Origin of the sequence: Shewanella sp. Pdp11, from assembly GCF_002838165.1 — a bacterium.
GTDB classification, from domain to species: Bacteria; Pseudomonadota; Gammaproteobacteria; order Enterobacterales; family Shewanellaceae; genus Shewanella; species Shewanella hafniensis.
Window position 1 is genome coordinate 3,722,443 of the sequence record NZ_CP015194.1, and the last position, 18,716, is coordinate 3,741,158.

The following is an 18,716-nucleotide window of genomic DNA, read 5'->3' on the forward strand; positions in this document are numbered from 1 at the left end:
GTCTATAGCCCACACACGTATTTTCAACATAATAAAACGAGTAGCATCATGCCTTTGAGTCGCTTCCACGCATTACGCACTTACCTAAATAAGGTTGTTTTAGGGCAGCCAGTATTGACCGAAAATCTGCTCATTGCCTTAATTGCCAATGGTCACTTATTAGTTGAAGGACCTCCAGGACTGGCCAAGACCCGTGCAGTGAAAGCCTTATGTGACGGGGTTGAGGGCGATTTTCACCGCATTCAATTTACCCCAGATCTGCTACCCGCCGACTTAACCGGCACAGATATCTATCGCTCGCAAACCGGCACCTTCGAATTTGAAGCCGGTCCGATTTTCCACAATTTAATCTTGGCGGACGAAATTAACCGCGCCCCAGCCAAGGTACAATCGGCGCTGTTAGAAGCCATGGCCGAAGGTCAAGTTACCGTCGGTAAGCACAGTTATAAGCTGCCACCGCTATTTTTAGTGATGGCCACCCAAAACCCATTAGAGAACGAAGGCACGTATCCGCTGCCCGAAGCACAGCTTGACCGTTTTTTAATGCACTTAAACCTTGATTACCCGAGCGGCGAGACTGAAATCGAAATTCTGCGCCAATCCCGTAAAGAAGCGCTCACCCACGAGTTGCCAACGACTGAGCCGATTGCTCAGGCCGATGTGTTTGCCGCCCGTGACGAAGCCATGGAAATCTATCTCGCCGAGCCACTCGAAAAATACATAGTCGAAATCGTGATGGCGACCCGTGAGCCAAGTCGTTACAGCGATGACTTAGCGAAATGGCTTGAGTACGGTGTCAGCCCGCGCGCCACTATTTCGTTAGAACGCTGTGCCCGCGCCCGCGCTTGGCTTCACGAGCGGGACTTTGTGTCACCTGAAGACATTCAAGCCGTTGCGCCGAATGTGTTAAGACACAGATTGCTACTCAGCTACCAAGCGCAAGCCGAAGGTGTCAGCCGCGATCAGGTGATCAACCACATCTTGAGTCAAGTTGCAGTACCTTAACGGTAAAGATAAAGGTGAATCAGATGAGTGACACTGCGCGACTCTCAGCCTCGGCCGATGGCTTGCCGCTGTTTGCCGATGGCTTGCATTTAACCGAGCAAGAGCTGCTGGCGTGCCAAAATATCGCCCGTGCGATGCCCGAGCGTTACAGCCGTGCCCGCGCTAATTTAGCGGGCCATCGCAGCAGCTTAATCAAAGGCCGCGGGATGGAGTTTGCCGAGGTGCGCCACTACCAACAGGGCGACGATGTGCGCACCATTGATTGGCGCGTGACCGCTCGCACGGGCAAAACCCACACTAAGTTATTTGTCGAAGAACGTGAGCGCCCGATTCTGTTGTTGATCGACTTGAGTCAAAGCCTCTATTTTGGCTCGAGTTTATTGCTGCAATCGGTGCAAGCAGGACACCTAGCGACCACCTTAGGTTGGAATGCGATTAACCATGGCGACAGGCTCGGCGCCTTGATCGCCAGCGAGTCTGAGCATTTAGAGCTCAAACCCCGCAGCCGTCGTCAGGGCATATTGCAATTAATCTCAGGTCTGCGCCGCGTGCATGAGAATCAACTCAATCATGTTGGCAGCGGCCAGCGCGATCCCGATCATATTCTGCGCGCCTGTCAGCGATTACAACGCATCGCCAAACCCGGCTCCTTAGTTTGGATAGTGACAGATGGCAGCCATTTTAGTCCCCAATGTATCGCGCCGTTAACCGAGCTTAAACGTCATTGCGATGTGGGCGCCTACCTGATTACCGATCCCCTGCGCCAAGGCACACTACCGTTACCGCACAACTTTAGTTTGCCAGTACAGGATGGGGAGGAGGACTTAGTGCTCACCCGCCACAGTTATCAGGCTTGGCTTGATATCCAGCTGCGTCAGCAAAGGGACTTTATCGCCATGATGCAGCAACTGCGCGTGCGCACCCAGCTTATCGATGCGGGTGCTCCCCTAGCCCATCAATTGGAATTATTGCGTTAACTATGGATCCAGCAACAGTGAATTCAGAAATAGTGACACCAGTGATAGCAAATCCACCGGCTGCAGTCCCCATGGCTACAGCGCCAAACCCAGCACTAGCGGAACTGCAGGATATTATTCATCCCGAACCGATCGGCGCTTGGCCTTGGGCAATCGGTTATTGGCTAGTTTTAGCACTCGTGATTGCCCTCATCGCACTCTTAGTTATCTGGCTAAGAAAACGCGCCCGTGACTTAGCGCCGAAAAAAGCCGCGAAACAGTTACTTAATCAGCTCGATAGACAAGCGCCGTCCTATGTCTCTGATGTCAATAGCCTATTAAAGCGCACCGCCATGAGTTATATCAGCAGAGAAGCAATAGCCTCCTTAGATGGTGAAGCTTGGGCGACGTGGCTAGACAGCTATTTACCCGCGCCAAAACGCCAACGTCTTGGCCCCTTGTTAGCCAAACGTCATCAACCCACGCCGTTGACCTTAGCTGAAGCCAATGAGTTACATGAACTCGCACAAGCTTGGTTGGCATCAAAAGTAAAACTGAGTGCACCTCTGCCGAATCTTGTTCCAGCTAAGGGCTACGTTCAAGCGAGTGGCGACGCTCAAGCTAAATGCCAAGCGCAACCCCAGCCAGCTGACACCCAACAACCGGAGGCACAATGTTAACCATTGCATGGCCTTGGCTATTGATATTACTGCCTTTACCTTTAATTTTTTGGCGCCAACAAACCGTACAAGTGGATGGTGGCCGGCTGCAACTCCCCGGAATAAGCCAAACAGGTAAACAAAGCTTAGCGGCCAACACGCGCCAGAGTCGCAAACGCTACTGGCTGATGTGGTGCCTGTTAGTGCTTGCTATAGCTCGTCCGCAGTGGCTAGGTGACCCTATCGAACTGCCAAGCCAAGGCCGCGATTTGATGATGGCGGTGGATTTATCCGGCAGCATGCAGATTGAAGACATGGTGGTAAATGGCAAAACCGTCGACCGTTTCACTTTAATTCAGCACGTTGTCAGTGACTTTATCGAGCGCCGCAAGGGTGATCGTATCGGCTTGATCCTCTTTGCCGATCACGCCTATTTACAGGCGCCGCTCACCCAAGATAGACGTTCAGTCGCCCAATTTTTAAAAGAAGCGCAAATCGGCTTAGTCGGTAAACAAACCGCCATAGGTGAAGCTATCGCGCTGGCGGTAAAGCGCTTCGATAAAATGGACGAGAGTAACAGAGTGTTGATTTTATTGACCGACGGCTCTAACAACGCGGGTAATATCGAACCAGAGCAAGCAGCGCAAATTGCCGCTAATCGTAAAGTTACTATTTATACGGTTGGTGTCGGTGCCGATGTGATGGAGCGCCGCACACTCTTTGGCCGCGAGCGGGTTAACCCTTCGATGGATCTGGATGAAAACCAGCTTAAGCACATCGCCGACGTCACCCACGGCCGTTATTTTCGCGCCCGTAACAGCCAAGAGCTAGACCAGATTTACCAAGAAATCGATAAACTCGAACCTGTGAGTCGCGACCAGTTAAGCTATCGTCCGCAGGCAGATCTGTTCTATTGGCCGCTGGCACTGGCATTACTGACGAGTCTGTGGATTGCCTTAGGTCAATTGCCACTCTTTGCAGCGCGCCGCGTTAAACCCTCTGTCGCAACCACTTCACAGGGGAACATCAAATAATGAGCCTACATTTTATTCGTCCCGAATGGCTACTCGCCCTAGTGCCGCTAGCCTTAGCCTTGTTGAGTTTATGGCGGCAACACGAAAGCCACAGCGCGTGGAATCGGTATATTGCGCCGCACTTAGCCAAGAGATTGGTCACCCAAGGCAGCAAGAAATCCCGTCGTCCGTTGCATTTATTAGCCTTCACTTGGTTGATTGCGACCTTGGCGCTCGCCGGACCTGCCGTGAATAAACAATCCTTACCTGTGTTTGCCGCCGAGCAAGGCCGCGTATTGGTGATGGACATGTCTGTGTCTATGTTCGCTACCGATCTTGCACCAAACCGGTTAACCCAAGCTAAATTTAGGGCTACGGATCTGCTGCGAAATCTTAAAGAAGGTGAAACAGGTTTAGTCGCCTTTGCCGGCGATGCCTTTACCATCAGCCCGTTAACGCGCGATACCGGCACGCTACTCAATTTATTGCCGACCTTAAGCCCTGAGATCATGCCCGTTCGTGGCTCAAACTTAGCGGCAGGTTTAGCCCAAGCCAAAACGCTACTGGCTCAGGGTGGGCATATTCGCGGTGATATTATCCTGATGACAGATGGCATAACTGCAGCCCAATTTGATGAGGCTAACTCGGCATTAAGTGGCACCCAATATCGTCTTGCTATCGTCGCTTTTGGAACCAGCCAAGGCGCGCCAATTCGGTTACCCGATGGACAATTGCAGCGCGACAGTAGCAATGAAGTCGTTGTTGCCAGCACTGATTTCGCTTTGCTGCAAAAACTGGCCGCGAATAACAAAGGCGTGTTAATCCAGAATCGCACCGACGGCAATGATCTGACCCAATTGCAAGATTGGTTAAGTGATACGGGCGATGCCAAAGCCACAGATCTTGACGGTGAAACTTGGCAGGATCTCGGCCCTTATCTCGCCCTGTTATTACTGCTCCCCGCCCTCTTCAGTTTTAGGCAAGGAATAGTTGCAAGCATTGGATTTGCCACTCTCGCGGGCGGCATACTGCTCGCGGCTGCGCCTCAGCCTGCCCATGCCAGTGTGTGGGAAGATGTGTGGAAAACGCCAGATCAGCAAGGGATGCAGGCCTATCAATCCCAAGATTATGCCAACGCCGCTAAGCAGTTTGAGTCGCCCCAGTGGCGAGGCAGCGCCCAATATAAAGCTGGTGATTATGAGCAAGCGCTGAAAACCTTCGAGCAAGATAGCTCGGCCCAAGGCCTCTACAATCAAGGCAATGCCTTGATGCAACTCGGTAAACCCGATAAGGCCAAGGAGCGCTATCAAGCCGCACTAGAAAAACAAACCGATTTTCCTGCGGCAAAGGCCAACCTTGAACTGGCTGAAAAGTTATTGAAAGAGCAGCAAGGTAAAAACGATCAACAGGATAAGAACCAAGATCAACAAGGCGATCAGCAGTCCGGAGATCCCCAATCAGGTGACCAACAGTCCGGCGACCAACAATCCGGTAATCAACAGTCGCAGGATAAACAGCAATCTGACCAAGATAGCGCTCAGAAAGATAAGCAAGATCAAGCAGGGCAAGAGTCTCAGGATCAACAGGATGATGCCGACGCGGATCAAAGCCCTGAACAGCAAAAAACGGATGAGCAACAGTCTGAGCAAGATAAGCAAAATGGCGAGCAGGATGCGCAGGAAAATGAGCCTGTAGACAATTCACCTGCAGACAATGAAGCTAAGATGCAAGCGCAGGCTAAAGCCGATGCTGAAGAGCAAAAGTCAGCTGAGCAAGAAAAGCAAAGCGTTGCCGCCAAAGAAGCTCCTGAGCAAAATGCGCAAGATAAACAAGAAGCCGCTATGAGTGAGTCTGCCGAAGCACCGCCAACCAATAGCGAGCCACTGCCCGCAGAAATGCAGCGAGCGCTGAGGGGCGTGAGTGAAGACCCGCAAGTGTTACTGCGCAACAAGATGCAGTTGGAATATCAAAAACGCCGTCAAAATGGCCAAATATCAAAGGATAACGAACAGTGGTAATCAGACAATTTTTTATCCTGCTACTCCTTGCCATCGGAGTGGCTCAGCCCGCCTTTGCACTCAGCAAAATTGAGGCATCGGTCGATCGCAATCCTGTGATGGAGGGCGAATACTTTGTGCTCAACATCAGCGTCGATGATGAAATCGATACCGGTAAACTAGACACATCCGCCCTGCTGAAAGACTTTATTGTTGGCCGCACCAGCGTGAGTCGCAGCACACAGATCATGAACTTCGACGCGGTCAAAGAGACTCGCTGGCAAGTGCTACTCGCGCCAAAACAACAAGGTCAGTTAACCATTCCAGCCTTTACTATCGATGGCATCAGCTCGGCGCCTATTCCACTCAAAGTGGTCGAAACGGGTAGCCAGCCCGCGCAGATGAACAACCTATTCATCGATGCCAAAGTGTCAACCGACGAGGCCTATGTTGGGCAGCTCATTACCTACAAGGTGAAACTCTATCTAGCAGTGGAATTACAAAGGGGTGTATTGAGCGCACCAGTCATCGAAGGCGCGCAGATCAAACAAATTGGCGAAGATAAGGATGGCTCAGAGATAGTCGATGGCCGCCGTTACCGCGTGATTGAACGCACCTATGGCATCATTCCCGACTTACCCGGCCAAGTGAACATCAAAGGTGCAACCTTTGCGGGCGATGTGTTAGTTGAATCCCAACGCCGCGGCGGCATGTTTGGCTTTAATGAAAGCCGCCCAATGCAAGCGGGGGCGCCCTCACTCACAGTGCAAGTGAATCCTGCACCGACAAGCTTCCAAGGCCAATGGCTGGTTGCCGATTTAGTGGTGTTAAAAGAGAACTTCCCTGAGGATATTAAAGAATTTACCGTCGGTAGCCCTATCACTCGCACTATTACTTTGTTGGCGTCCAATGCCGATGAAAATAGCCTGCCAGATATAGTGCAAACTCTGCCTAATGAACTGAAGTCATATCCTGAAAAACCTCAGCGACAAACCTTTGTGCGCGATGCACAAATTGTCTCCCAGTACAGTATTACGTCGGCAATCGTTCCCAGCAAAGTGGGAACATTTACCCTGCCCGAAGTCAAAGTGCCTTGGTGGAATCCGCACCTTAAACGTCAAGAAACCGCAACACTACCCGCACGCACCATAGTGGTAATAGGCGGTGCAGTGACAGATGCGCCCGCCCAAGCCTCTTGGCAAGCAAATTCAGCGACCGACAACAATGACTCGTGGATGGTTAAGGTATTTGCGGCGCTATGGCTGATCACTCTCGTCGCTTGGATCATCACTTTAATCGCTTGGCGCCGCGCCTTGAAAAAACCATCGGCCGCCTCGACTGCGCTTAACGCTTCAATAAGTTCAGCACAATCAGTAAATGTTGCGGGCTTCCAAGGATTGGAGCAAGCCTGTGCCAGTGGCGATGTGAGCCGCATTATGTTGCAGTTACAGCGCTACTTCAGCGAATTACAGCAAGTGCCTATGACACTCGATAAGATTGCCGAGCAGTCACCGCAACTCGCAAAGGCGATACAGCAATTGCAAATTGCCGCCTACAGTGCGAAGGCCGATGCCAGCAGCCATACTGACAGTGCGAATACTAACAATGCTAATACTAACAAGCTGAGCGCCGAGTGCGCCGCATTGCTTAACGCAGTTAAGGCTTGTGAGCATAAACATTTAAACCCAAAATCGGCGCCATTAAGCCCACTGAATCCTAAGTAAATTATGGGGTTAATGACAGAGAAGCGAGCTCAACTATGCTAAACATTCAACCACCAAGCCGAAAAATTAAAAATGTTTGCTAACTGGCGTAAGAAATCCGTCGAGCCTGCGGTCTCTTCTGACATGCTAAGTAAACAACGACGATACAACAGCCTAGTCAAGGCGCTGCATGCAGACATCTTCCGCTACGCCTATTGGTTATGCGGCGATAAACATGTGGCTGAAGACATTACCCAAGAAACCTTCTTGCGGGCGTGGCGCTCTTTAGATTCCCTCAAGGATGATAAAGCGGCGAAAGCATGGCTTATCACGATTCTTAGGCGTGAGAATGCACGGCGTTTCGAGCGTAAACAGTTCGATTATTCCGACGTTGAGCAAGATACCTTAGAGGACAATATCTCCAATAGCAGTGAAGAGCAGACCGAGCAATATCTGATCCGTCGGCAAATTGGCAAACTGGATATCGAATACCGCGAGCCACTCTTACTGCAACTGATTGGTGGCTTTAGTGGCGATGAAATCGCCGAGCTGATGGAGCTTAATCGCAACACCGTAATGACACGTTTATTTCGGGCGAGAAGCCAATTGAAAGAATTACTTGAGAAAAATGAGGTAAGAGGTCAATCCAATGGATGAGCTTAAATTTAGACGTCAAGCTTATGAAGATCCTCATAATCAAGATGCTGATTTTCTGGCGCAAATTAATGCTAAACCAGAAAACCAAGCCTTAATCAATGAGCTTAAAAACCTTGATGCCAAACTGACAAATGCATTGAAAGTGGAAGTGGCGGACGATCTCGCCGATAAACTGATTTTGCGTCAGCAGTTACAACAACACCATAAACACCGCCGTCAAACCGGCTTTTTAGTGGCCATGGCGGCCTCGGTGGCATTTGTGGTGGGGATCAGTTTTAGTCTATTACGTTTAGGGCCAATCGATTTAGCCGAACATGCACTGGCCCATGTCTACCATGAAGGGGTTGCCTTACAGGTGGATCAAAACGTCAACTTTAATCAGGTCAATGCGCAGCTCGCGTCGATGAAAGACTTTGGTCATGCCAAGTTCACCCAGCAACCAGGCAAAGTGTATTACACCTCCTATTGTGATTTTCAAGGGGTGAAAAGCCTGCACTTAGTGCTACAGGGCGAGCAAAGCAAGGTTACACTCTTTATCGTGCCACTCGAAAAACGTATGGTGCTAGACCAAACCTTCGCCGATGGCAAATACCAAGGAATGGGCTTTGAAACACCAGATGCGTTTATTTTGCTCATAGGTGAGGATCAAGCTGACCTTAGCTATGTGAAAGACGAAATCAAGAACACCTTTATCTAACCATATATTATATTTACCATTTTTAAATTAACCTCCGATATTTCAATGCAATCGGAGGTTAGATTTTAATCACACTTTTATCTGCTAATGGGCGATTGTTCAAACATCTGGTAGCATGCTTGCCACTTTTAATAATAAAAAGATGGGAAAAGGCAAGATGACGATTGAAACCCCGATTTTAATCACATTTGTTGGTTACTTAGTATTGATGATGGGCATAGGTTTTTGGGCTTACCGTGCTACCGATACTGTTGATGATTATATTTTAGGCGGCCGCAAAATGGGCCCCGCTGTGACCGCACTCAGTGTGGGTGCATCCGATATGTCAGGTTGGCTGTTACTGGGTTTACCCGGCGCGGTCTACTTAGGCGGCTTAGGTGAAGCTTGGATTGGCATAGGATTAATTTTTGGCGCTTGGCTAAACTGGTTATTTGTCGCCAGACGACTGCGTATTTACACTCAACTCGCCGATAATGCCCTCACCTTACCGGATTTCTTCGAGAAACGTTTCCACGATACCCAAGGCTATCTCAAGCTCGTCTCCGCAATCACTATTTTAGTGTTTTTCACTTTCTATGCTTCCTCAGGCATGGTCGGTGGCGCGATTCTGTTTGAAAAAGTTTTTGGTCTCGATTACACAGTGGCGCTAGTGATTGGCTCAGCCATCATAGTCGGTTATACCTTTATTGGTGGCTTCTTTGCCGTGTGTTGGACAGACTTTTTCCAAGGCTGTTTAATGCTTGTAGCCCTTTTAATTGTGCCTTTTGCCGTTTTCTCTCACCCTGAAAGCCACGCAGGTATTGAAACTATCGATCCTGCAATGTTGGCCTTAGTCAGTGACAAAACCACAGTGATAGGCATGTTGTCTTTACTCGCATGGGGCCTTGGCTATTTTGGTCAACCGCATATTTTGTCGCGCTTTATGGCGATTGGCAGTGCCGACGCCCTGCCCTTGTCGCGCCGTATTGCCATGAGCTGGATGGTATTATCGCTGATTGGTGCGCTCGCGACAGGTCTTGCAGGTTCCTTATATTTCGCTAACGCCCCTCTAGCGAATTCAGAAACGGTATTTATTCATTTAGCACAAGCCGCGTTTAACCCTTGGATTGGCGGTCTACTCATTGCGGCCATCTTGTCGGCGATTATGAGCACTATCGATTCACAGTTACTGGTATGCTCAAGCGTTATCACCGAAGATTTCTACCGTAAATGGTTACGCCCACAAGCGGATGATCGTGAACTGATGATGGTAGGTCGCATGGGCGTGCTGGCGATTGCCGTGATCGCAGGCATCATTGCCCTTAATCCTGAAAGTAGTGTATTGAGCCTTGTGAGTTATGCTTGGGCAGGCTTTGGTGCGGCCTTTGGTCCTGTGGTCTTATTATCACTATTTTGGAAGCAATATAGTCGTAATGGCGCCATCGCCACTATCATTGTCGGCGCATTAACAGTCGTGATTTGGAAGCAACTCACTGGTGGTATTTTCGAACTATACGAAATCCTCCCAGGGTTTGTATTCGCCACATTTGCCGGTATTTTGGTGAGTAAATTGTCTGCACCGAGTGAAAATGTAACCACAGAGTTCGAGCAATTTAAGTCTTCACTCTAGTTTCAACACGCTTGTATCACTTAAAAAGCGCACACTTGTGCGCTTTTTACATTTTGTATCCTTTTAAACACTCAACACAAAATTACAAACCGTTAACGTCAATTGAAACCTATCGATAAACCCAAAGCCCTTCATATCAAGCATCTGGCCAGACCATTCAAGCATGCTAAAGTTCAATCTCTGTTTTAAAGTTTTTTAATTAACTGAAAATTAACATTTTTCACATCTGGTCGGACTTGTTGAGGCTACATTCAGTCCATAAGATGCCGAAGACTAATAAATGGATTTAAATACTTTCGGCTGACTAGGACCGAATAAAAATCCAATACTTATAAAGAATAGAGAGAATAATAATGAAAACATTCAACAAGACACTCATTGCCGTTTCTGTCGCATTAGCAAGCACACAAACCTTAGCTTCAGGTTTTCAACTAAACAGCCAATCAGCAACGGGTATGGGCCGTGCATTTGCGGGTGATGCGGTTATTGCCGATAACGCTTCTGTGTTATCACGTAACCCTGCTGCTATGGCATTATTCGATAAAGATGCAGTGTCTTTTGGCTTAACTTATGCCGATATTACTGTTGATGTTAAAGACGTTAACTTTGCCGGTGGTGCCGTTGACTTAGGCAGCATCGATGACGCGGGTAGCTCTAAAATTATCCCTAATATTTTCTACATCCACCCAATCGACGATAAGTTCGCCGTGGGCTTTGCCGCGTTTTCTAACTTTGGTACCGGTACCGATGCCAGTTCACTTTCAAAGAGTTTACCTGCGAACTCACCAGCACCCTATGATCTGCTTGGCGAAACTGAAGTCACAACGGTTAACTTTAACGCCAGCCTTTCATACCGTATTAATGACATGTTCAGTATCGGTGCTGGTATTGATGCCATTTACGGTGAAGGTCGTTTAACCCGTAACATGGGCGCGACACCTCTGGTTGACGTCGACGCTGACGGTTGGGCGTTTGGTGGTATTGTGGGTGCCACAATTGAGTTAGATAAAGACAATCGTTTCGGTATCAGCTACCGTTTCAGCCCAACAGTAAATGTTAAAGGTGATGTTAATACCATTACATCAACCAATATACCAAATGTTGGACAAGTGGCTGTTGCCACCAGTTTTGATAGTTTAGATGTACCGCTAGCGGATATCTTCCAAGTTGCAGGTTTTCATCAAATCACCCCTAAGTTTGCTCTGCACTATACTGCGCAGCACACACAGTGGGGTAATTTTGAACAAATCACAGCTAAAGATGGTGTTGCAACCATTCCAGCTGTTGGAGTGACTCAAGCCGTAGGTGATGTTGCGCTGAAAGAATACCAATGGAAAGATTCATGGTTATTCAGCCTAGGTGGTACTTATACTATCAATGAGCAATTTACTGTACGTGCAGGTTATATGCATGACCAAGGCGTTGTGGACGAAATTAGCTCAATTTCATTCCCAGACTCTGACCGTAACTGGTATACAGCGGGTATGAGCTACCACATCAACCCACAAAACACCGTTGACTTTGGTATCGCTTATATTAAAGGTGAAGAAGTTCACTTGATCGAAAACAGCTCTATCACAGGCATAGGCCCTGTTAATGCGATTACTGAATCGAGTGGTATGTACTACTCAGTTCAATACAGCTACCAGTTCTAAGATAAATTCCTAACACCAAAAGCCGCATTTTTTGCGGCTTTTTTGTATCTTAAGCATTTATTGCCTAAAGTTAATTCATACTCCTGTAAATGCAGCTACGGCTATGGCTAAAGTCATTGGACTCGGTGGAATTTTCTTTAAAAGTGTCGATCCCGTTGCCTTGGCAACTTGGTACAAAACCCATCTTCAAGTCCCCATTGAAAACTGGGGAGGCGCCGCGTTTTATCACACAGATAAATCAACTCTTGGCTACCATGTTTGGACCCCTTTCGCCCATAGCACGGACTATTTCGCCCCCTCAGATAAAGGGTTTATGTTCAACTTTGTCGTTGACGATCTAGAGCAAGCCCTCGTACAAGTAGAGCAAGGTGGCGGTCAACCGATTGGTGGTATTGAAGATTCAGAATTTGGCCGCTTTGGCTGGTTTATTGACCCTGACGGTAATAAAGTCGAATTATGGCAGCCGAGTGTTATTCCTCCAGAAAAATAGCCTGTCTGAAAATCTGAAAAATGAGCCATCGAGCTGAAAAAGCGACATCAAGCTGATATTGCCAACCTGAAGCCTGCAAATCTTAAGCGGCATCTATCCCGAATAAACCCAGTGCATGACTTAAGTTTATTGGGTATCGTAGGCTGAGTTCATCTAATCAAGAGATTCTTTTTATGGAAAAAAATAACATCCTTCCAGCCCTGCTACTGGGCGGTTTCCTTTGTGCTGGGCTTGTGTATGTCGGCCAGACAGCGAGCACGGCCTTATTGCAGATGAAAGCCATGGAACGCACAGTGACAGTCAAGGGCTTAGCGGAAAAAGAAGTCAAAGCCAATGTGGCGATTTGGCCAATCAATTTCACTGAGGTCGATAATAATCTGCCTAAACTCTACGAGACGGTTCAGCAAAAAACCGACCGTGTAGTGGCATTTTTAAAGGAACAAGGCTTTAGCGATAGCGAAATTACGATTTCATTACCTTCAATTGAAGATCGCCAAGCCCAAGGTTATGTCGATCCCAACGTTAGATACCGTTACTCGGCAAAAGTGAACCTATCAGTTTATACCCCACAAATTGATCTCATGCTGAACACCCGTAAGCAAATGATTAACTTAGTAAAAGAAGATATAGCGATTGCCAGCCAAGATTATGATAATCGCACTGAGTTTCTGTTTACCGATCTCAACTCAGTCAAACCTGTCATGGTGCAAGAAGCGACTCAAAATGCCCGCGAAGTGGCTGAAAAATTTGCTAAGGATTCGGATTCTCGCCTCGGAAAAATTAAAAGTGCGAGTCAAGGCCAGTTCACTATTTCAGACCGCGACAGCAGCACGCCTTACATTAAACAAATTCGCATCGTTTCCACACTAACCTATTATTTAAATGACTAAATTTTAGGCTTAATTTGAAGCTCTGAAGCAGGAGGAATAAGGCGCTATAGGCCTTATTCCTTATTCCTAAATTAGGTAAAAACACTACATTAAATTTTTCTAATAAATATTGATTGCCTATTGAAAACAACTCCATTAGAATTTTCTCATAAATTACATCTGGGGTGATATAAGTTATGACATCAATTTCTCGTGCTTTTTTCTTACTGCTGGCACTTTCCAGTACTCAAGCTCAGGCTGCCTCAGTCGAAACCATCGAAGTCTTAACTAAACCCTACGCCAATTGGGTCACCTTAGATGCCACCATAGAAGCAGTAAAAGCGGCGACGGTATCGGCGCAAACCTCTGGCCGTATTGTCAAACTCAACTACGATGTTAACGATGTTGTCCCAGAGGGAGCCGCGCTACTGGAGATCACCAGTAAAGAGCAAGGCGCGGAACTGGCGAGCTTTGAGGCTGATCTAGCCAAAGCGAAGGCTTTAAATGTCGAAGCTCAGGCACAATACAAACGTTATAAAGAGCTATTTCCCCAAGGCGCGATTTCTAAGGGCGCGATGGATGAAGCCACCGCCAATGCTAAAGCAACAGAGCAAGCCGTCAGTGCAGCACAAGCCCGTGTCATCAAAGCCAACGAATCCTTAAAATACACTGTCGTTTCAGCGCCTTTTAGTGGTGTAGTCACAGAGCGATTTGTCGAACTGGGTGAAACCGTCAGCCCAGGACAAGCGCTACTTTCAGGGTTTTCCGCGAGTCAAATGCGCGCTATTACCCAAGTGCCACAGCGTTACATTAACCAACTTAAAAATGCCCCCGAATTCCTCGTCCGCTTAAGTGATGGCCGCGAGTTAACCTCAACTGACCTCACGATTTTTAGTTTCGCCGATCCCGTCAGCCACAGTTATCAAGTGCGCATTAATTTGCCAGAAAATGAAGCTAATCTTCAACCCGGCACGTGGGCAAAGGCTTCCTTTAAAAATGGCGAGCGAGAAAAAATCCAATTGCCCACCTCAGCACTACTCACAATGAACGAACTGAGCAGCGTTTACCTTAAAAAAGGCGAAGAATTTGTACTCACCCAAGTCCGCGTCGCTAATCCCTTAGATGGCGAGGTCGAAGTGCTGGCGGGCCTTAAGTCGGGTGACAAGGTTGCCCTTGATGCCTACCAAGTGTTGCTCAGCAAAAAGCAATAAATTCCCAGCGACTTAAGCTTTGTCGAGGTTGTTTTATGAAACATGCTCCAGTACCACAAACCACACTTGGGATTTCCGGACGAATTGCCGCCGCCTTCCAAAATAGCGCCATCACGCCGCTATTAGCGCTTCTCGGACTCTTACTTGGCTTATTTGCCATTTTGGTGACACCAAAAGAAGAAGAGCCACAAATTGATGTCACCTTTGCCGATGTGTTTATCCCTTATCCCGGCGCGACACCCACGGAAGTTGAAAACTTAGTCACCCTGCCAGCGGAACAAGTGATCTCCGAAATCAAAGGCATAGATACTCTGTACTCGTTCTCCCAACCCGATGGCGCGCTGATCATCGTCATCTTTAAGGTCGGTGTTGCGCGCAATGATGCCATCGTCAGCCTATACAACCAGATTTATTCCAACATGGATAAATTACCAAGGGGCGCTGGCGTGGGTGAACCGCTAATTAAACCACGCGGCATCGATGATGTGCCCATTGTCAGTTTGACCTTATGGTCAAAGGACAGGCAAGTGTCTGCTGAGCAGCTAACCCATGTCGCCCTTGGATTAGAAACCGAAATTAAGCGTATTCCCGGCACTCGCGAAATCGATACCGTTGGCCAGCACGATATGGTGGCCAACATACGTATCGATCCCGCCAAGATGAACAGCTTTAATCTGACCTACGACAAGTTAAGACAAAGCCTGAATGACAATAATATGGTCTCTATGCCTGCATCCTTAGTGCAAGGCAATCAAGAGATAAAGGTCCAAGCTGGGCAGTTTTTACAATCCATCGACGATCTCAAGCAATTAGTCGTCAGTGTCTATCAAGATAAACAAGGCAAGACTATTCCGATTTATTTGGCGGATATTGCCGAAATCAGCTTAAAAAGTGATATCCCGAAACAGAGCGTTTGGCACGCAGATAAAACCGACATTTATCCCGCCGTTACAATCGCAATTGGTAAACAAGCAGGCCAAAATGCCGTCGATATCGCCGACAGTGTGATTGAGCGGATAGCTAAAGTCGACAATGTGTTGATCCCGGAAAATGTCGAAGTCACAGTGTCACGTAACTATGGCGAAACCGCGGCGGATAAATCTAACACCCTTATTTTAAAACTGATTTTTGCCACCAGCGCCGTAGTCGTACTGGTCTTTTTAACCATGGGCGCACGCGAATCCTTAGTCGTGGGTGTAGCCATTATTATCACGCTAGCGATCACCCTTTTCGCCTCTTGGGCGTGGGGATTTACCTTAAACCGCGTGTCCTTGTTCGCCTTGATTTTCTCCATCGGCATCTTGGTCGACGATGCCATAGTCGTAGTAGAAAACATCCACCGGCATATGGCGCTCGGCAAAAAGTCCTTCAGCGAGCTTATCCCAGTGGCGGTCGATGAAGTCGGTGGCCCGACGATTCTGGCGACATTTACAGTTATCGCAGCCTTGCTGCCGATGGCTTTTGTATCGGGCTTAATGGGGCCTTACATGAGCCCGATCCCCATCAACGCCAGTATGGGCATGTTAATTTCCCTCGTTGTGGCATTTGTGGTCACTCCTTGGCTCAGTCGTAAACTGCTGAAACACAATGACCAACACGATACAGCCCAAGCCTCGCACGAGGATGAAGCTGAAACTAAGATGGTGCGCCTCTTTACTCACTTAATTGGTCCTTTCCTGCTGGGTAAAAATGCCCGTAAGGCAAGAGTGGGACTGGCTGCCGGCGTATTTGTGTTAATCGGCATCGCCGTCGCACTCCCTGTCGGTCAGCTCGTGGTACTGAAAATGCTGCCCTTCGATAACAAGTCCGAGTTTCAAGTCATGGTGGACATGCCAGAAGGCACTCCCGTAGAGCAAACCCAAAGAGTATTGCAGGATTTGAGTCGCTATCTAACAACCGTCCCTGAAGTCGAGCATCTGCAGTTATATGCGGGTACTAACGCGCCAATGAACTTTAACGGCTTAGTGCGCCACTACTTCCTGCGCCACAGCCAAGAACTTGGCGACATTCAAGTGAACCTAGTCGATAAGAAACACCGCAAGCGCGACAGCCATAGCATAGCGGTATCGGTGCGTGACGAACTGCAGCAAATTGGCGAGCAATATCAAGCCAATATCAAAGTGGTTGAAGTGCCACCTGGGCCGCCGGTGTGGTCGCCGCTGGTTGCTGAAGTGTATGGCCCAAGCCCCGCAATCCGCGAGCAAGCCGCTTACGAGATGCAGGCGCTGTTCCATGAAACCAAAGACGTGGTCGATATCGATATTTTCTTGCCCGCCGCCCAGCAAAAATGGCAAGTGATGATCGACCGCAGTAAAGCTAGCCTGATGGCCGTGCCCTACAGCAATATTGTCGACTTGATTGCCACCTCCGTTGGCGGCAAAGACGTGAGTTATTTACATCAAGCCCAGCAAAAACAACCGATACCGATCCGCCTGCAATTAAACGAAGGCGCGAAAGTCGATTTAGAGCAAGTGCTGAATATGAAGTTACTAAGCCAAACGGGGCAATCTGTGTCTGTGTCTGAGCTGGTAACCATCAAACGCGGCAAAATCGATGCACCGATTATCCATAAGAATATGATCCCTATGATCATGGTCGTCGCCGATATGTCGGGGCCACTGGACAGCCCGCTCTACGGCATGTTTGACATGGCGGGCAAAATTGATGGCGCCGATGGCTTAGGGTTTGATCAGCATTATATTCACCAACCCACAGGGCTAGACTCAGTCGCCGTGTTGTGGGATGGCGAGTGGAAAATCACCTACGAAACCTTTAGAGACATGGGCATCGCCTATGCGGTCGGCATGATCGCCATTTATCTCTTGGTAGTGGCGCAGTTTAGATCGTATCTGGTGCCGCTCATCATCATGGCGCCCATCCCATTAACTGTGATTGGTGTAATGCCAGGCCATGCCCTGCTCGGAGCACAATTCACCGCAACCTCTATGATAGGCATGATAGCGCTGGCGGGGATTATTGTGCGTAACTCGATATTATTGGTCGATTTTATCAATCAAGAAACCGCATCCGGCGTGCCCTTCGAGCGGGCAGTGATCCACTCGGGTGCAGTGCGAGCTAAACCCATTATGCTCACCGCACTAGCGGCCATGATAGGGGCGCTGTTTATCCTTGATGATCCGATTTTCAATGGCTTAGCGATCAGTCTGATCTTTGGTATTTTTATCTCGACCATACTGACCTTAGTTGTCATCCCTGTGCTGTACTACACAGCAATGAAAAACCGCATGAATACTGTTCAGATACAGACACAAACACAAAACTAACCACAACAAAGGCCATCACCAAAATGGCCTCAAGGAGTAAGGTATGTCATTAGAACGCAGCATTATGGCTTTTGCAGGATTTATGGTGTTACTGTCACTGGTGTTAACCGCCTATGTGCACCACAACTTTTTGTGGTTAACCGCATTTGTTGGCGCTAACCTGTTTCAAAGTGCTTTTACCGGTTTTTGCCCTGCCGCCATGGTTTTACGCAAATTGGGTGTAAAATCAGAGGCTGAGATTGCTAAGCAAAGTTAAGCCACATAAAGTCACTACTTTAGCGTTAAGATATAGCTGAGCGAGTACTCGTTTAGCTTAAACAAGCCAGCCAAAAAGGCGTCAAGGAGATAAAGTGACCCACAACCTCGTAACCCGTGGCCAAAGCCTAATGCGCTTAGCCCTATTAAGCCTGCAATCACTGGTTCTCGTGCCACTGCTACTAATGCCCATGATGGCCAGCGCCGCCGACCAAGATCCTGCAATCGCATGGGATAAGATTGCCGCAGGCGCTATGGTGCTCGATGTCAGAACGCCTGAGGAGTTTGCCGAAGGTCATCTAGCCAATGCGGTCAATATTCCCTTTGAGCAAGTGTCAGAGGAATTTGCCAAGCGTGGCATAGCCAAAGATACGCCTGTAGTCTTGTATTGCCGTAGTGGTCGCCGTAGCAGTATCGCGACCGAAGCCTTAGTCGCCGCGGGATATACGCAAACCTATAATGGTGGCGGTTATTCCACCTTAGTTGAAGCGCAAAAAAAGCCCGCTAAGTAATTCACCGCCATCGACTATGCACTAGTGCTCTAGTGCTCTAGTGCTCTAGTGCTCTAGTGCTCTAGTGCTCTAGTGCTCTAGTGCTCTAGTGCTCTAGTGCGGGGAAGCAAGTGTAAATCACTTAGGCACTGTCACTGCACTCTA

16 protein-coding genes are annotated in these 18,716 nt (G+C 48.4%); all 16 read left to right on the forward strand.

Going from position 1 to position 18,716, the window contains the following annotated elements; all coding sequences use genetic code 11:
• Positions 1 to 48 precede the first annotated feature (48 nt).
• The 16 genes from AYJ58_RS16410 to AYJ58_RS16485 all read left to right on the forward strand — a co-directional run bounded on the left by AYJ58_RS16410 (position 49) and on the right by AYJ58_RS16485 (position 18,572).
• Positions 49 to 1,005, forward strand: coding sequence for an AAA family ATPase (locus tag AYJ58_RS16410; RefSeq protein WP_106650947.1), 957 nt, complete (start codon positions 49 to 51; stop codon positions 1,003 to 1,005).
• A gap of 23 nt (positions 1,006 to 1,028) precedes the next feature.
• Positions 1,029 to 1,982, forward strand: a complete 954-nt coding sequence (locus AYJ58_RS16415; protein WP_106650948.1) for a DUF58 domain-containing protein — start codon at positions 1,029 to 1,031, stop codon at positions 1,980 to 1,982.
• 2 nt (positions 1,983 to 1,984) lie between these two features.
• Positions 1,985 to 2,641 carry a DUF4381 domain-containing protein gene (locus tag AYJ58_RS16420; protein WP_106650949.1) on the forward strand — a complete coding sequence of 219 codons (657 nt, stop codon included), beginning with the start codon at positions 1,985 to 1,987 and terminating at the stop codon, positions 2,639 to 2,641.
• Positions 2,635 to 3,654 carry a vWA domain-containing protein gene (locus tag AYJ58_RS16425; RefSeq protein WP_106650950.1) on the forward strand — a complete coding sequence of 340 codons (1,020 nt, stop codon included), beginning with the start codon at positions 2,635 to 2,637 and terminating at the stop codon, positions 3,652 to 3,654. Before AYJ58_RS16420 ends, AYJ58_RS16425 begins: the two co-directional genes overlap by 7 nt.
• A complete protein-coding gene (locus AYJ58_RS16430) occupies positions 3,654 to 5,651 on the forward strand; it encodes a vWA domain-containing protein (RefSeq protein WP_106650951.1) in 1,998 nt (665 codons plus the stop codon). Before AYJ58_RS16425 ends, AYJ58_RS16430 begins: the two co-directional genes overlap by 1 nt.
• Positions 5,645 to 7,354: a BatD family protein gene (locus AYJ58_RS16435; protein WP_106650952.1), complete on the forward strand. Its 1,710-nt coding sequence runs from the start codon at positions 5,645 to 5,647 to the stop codon at positions 7,352 to 7,354. The genes AYJ58_RS16430 and AYJ58_RS16435 overlap by 7 nt, the downstream gene beginning before the upstream one ends.
• A 72-nt stretch (positions 7,355 to 7,426) precedes the next feature.
• Positions 7,427 to 7,990 (forward strand): sigma-70 family RNA polymerase sigma factor, encoded by a 564-nt coding sequence (locus AYJ58_RS16440; protein WP_106650953.1) that lies wholly within the window; start codon positions 7,427 to 7,429, stop codon positions 7,988 to 7,990.
• A complete protein-coding gene (locus AYJ58_RS16445; protein ID WP_106650954.1) occupies positions 7,983 to 8,687 on the forward strand; it encodes a DUF3379 domain-containing protein in 705 nt (234 codons plus the stop codon). Before AYJ58_RS16440 ends, AYJ58_RS16445 begins: the two co-directional genes overlap by 8 nt.
• 157 nt (positions 8,688 to 8,844) lie before the next feature.
• A complete protein-coding gene (putP, locus tag AYJ58_RS16450) occupies positions 8,845 to 10,296 on the forward strand; it encodes a sodium/proline symporter PutP (protein WP_106651851.1) in 1,452 nt (483 codons plus the stop codon).
• A 353-nt stretch (positions 10,297 to 10,649) separates the two neighbouring features.
• Positions 10,650 to 11,951: an OmpP1/FadL family transporter gene (locus tag AYJ58_RS16455; RefSeq protein ID WP_106650955.1), complete on the forward strand. Its 1,302-nt coding sequence runs from the start codon at positions 10,650 to 10,652 to the stop codon at positions 11,949 to 11,951.
• Between the two features lie 103 nt (positions 11,952 to 12,054).
• Positions 12,055 to 12,441: a VOC family protein gene (locus AYJ58_RS16460; RefSeq protein WP_106650956.1), complete on the forward strand. Its 387-nt coding sequence runs from the start codon at positions 12,055 to 12,057 to the stop codon at positions 12,439 to 12,441.
• Between the two features lie 173 nt (positions 12,442 to 12,614).
• A complete protein-coding gene (locus tag AYJ58_RS16465) occupies positions 12,615 to 13,331 on the forward strand; it encodes an SIMPL domain-containing protein (RefSeq protein WP_106650957.1) in 717 nt (238 codons plus the stop codon).
• A gap of 176 nt (positions 13,332 to 13,507) precedes the next feature.
• Complete coding sequence (locus AYJ58_RS16470) at positions 13,508 to 14,521, forward strand: efflux RND transporter periplasmic adaptor subunit (protein WP_106650958.1); 1,014 nt, start codon at positions 13,508 to 13,510, stop codon at positions 14,519 to 14,521.
• A gap of 35 nt (positions 14,522 to 14,556) precedes the next feature.
• Positions 14,557 to 17,805, forward strand: a complete 3,249-nt coding sequence (locus AYJ58_RS16475) for an efflux RND transporter permease subunit (protein WP_106650959.1) — start codon at positions 14,557 to 14,559, stop codon at positions 17,803 to 17,805.
• A 43-nt stretch (positions 17,806 to 17,848) separates the two neighbouring features.
• On the forward strand, positions 17,849 to 18,061 hold the full coding sequence (locus tag AYJ58_RS16480) for a YgaP family membrane protein (RefSeq protein WP_006082265.1): 213 nt from the start codon (positions 17,849 to 17,851) through the stop codon (positions 18,059 to 18,061).
• Between the two features lie 94 nt (positions 18,062 to 18,155).
• Positions 18,156 to 18,572 carry a rhodanese-like domain-containing protein gene (locus AYJ58_RS16485; protein ID WP_198555493.1) on the forward strand — a complete coding sequence of 139 codons (417 nt, stop codon included), beginning with the start codon at positions 18,156 to 18,158 and terminating at the stop codon, positions 18,570 to 18,572.
• Positions 18,573 to 18,716 lie beyond the last annotated feature (144 nt).

Bases quoted from the DNA above. Each gene is read 5' to 3' on its own strand.
- AYJ58_RS16410 (WP_106650947.1), top strand. From the start codon at position 49: ATGCCTTTGAGTCGCTTCCACGCATTACGCACTTACCTAAATAAGGTT.
- AYJ58_RS16415 (WP_106650948.1), top strand. From the start codon at position 1,029: ATGAGTGACACTGCGCGACTCTCAGCCTCGGCCGATGGCTTGCCGCTG.
- AYJ58_RS16420 (WP_106650949.1), top strand. From the start codon at position 1,985: ATGGATCCAGCAACAGTGAATTCAGAAATAGTGACACCAGTGATAGCA.
- AYJ58_RS16425 (WP_106650950.1), top strand. From the start codon at position 2,635: ATGTTAACCATTGCATGGCCTTGGCTATTGATATTACTGCCTTTACCT.
- AYJ58_RS16430 (WP_106650951.1), top strand. From the start codon at position 3,654: ATGAGCCTACATTTTATTCGTCCCGAATGGCTACTCGCCCTAGTGCCG.
- AYJ58_RS16440 (WP_106650953.1), top strand. From the start codon at position 7,427: ATGTTTGCTAACTGGCGTAAGAAATCCGTCGAGCCTGCGGTCTCTTCT.
- AYJ58_RS16445 (WP_106650954.1), top strand. From the start codon at position 7,983: ATGGATGAGCTTAAATTTAGACGTCAAGCTTATGAAGATCCTCATAAT.
- putP (WP_106651851.1), top strand. From the start codon at position 8,845: ATGACGATTGAAACCCCGATTTTAATCACATTTGTTGGTTACTTAGTA.
- AYJ58_RS16455 (WP_106650955.1), top strand. From the start codon at position 10,650: ATGAAAACATTCAACAAGACACTCATTGCCGTTTCTGTCGCATTAGCA.
- AYJ58_RS16460 (WP_106650956.1), top strand. From the start codon at position 12,055: ATGGCTAAAGTCATTGGACTCGGTGGAATTTTCTTTAAAAGTGTCGAT.
- AYJ58_RS16465 (WP_106650957.1), top strand. From the start codon at position 12,615: ATGGAAAAAAATAACATCCTTCCAGCCCTGCTACTGGGCGGTTTCCTT.
- AYJ58_RS16470 (WP_106650958.1), top strand. From the start codon at position 13,508: ATGACATCAATTTCTCGTGCTTTTTTCTTACTGCTGGCACTTTCCAGT.
- AYJ58_RS16475 (WP_106650959.1), top strand. From the start codon at position 14,557: ATGAAACATGCTCCAGTACCACAAACCACACTTGGGATTTCCGGACGA.
- AYJ58_RS16480 (WP_006082265.1), top strand. From the start codon at position 17,849: ATGTCATTAGAACGCAGCATTATGGCTTTTGCAGGATTTATGGTGTTA.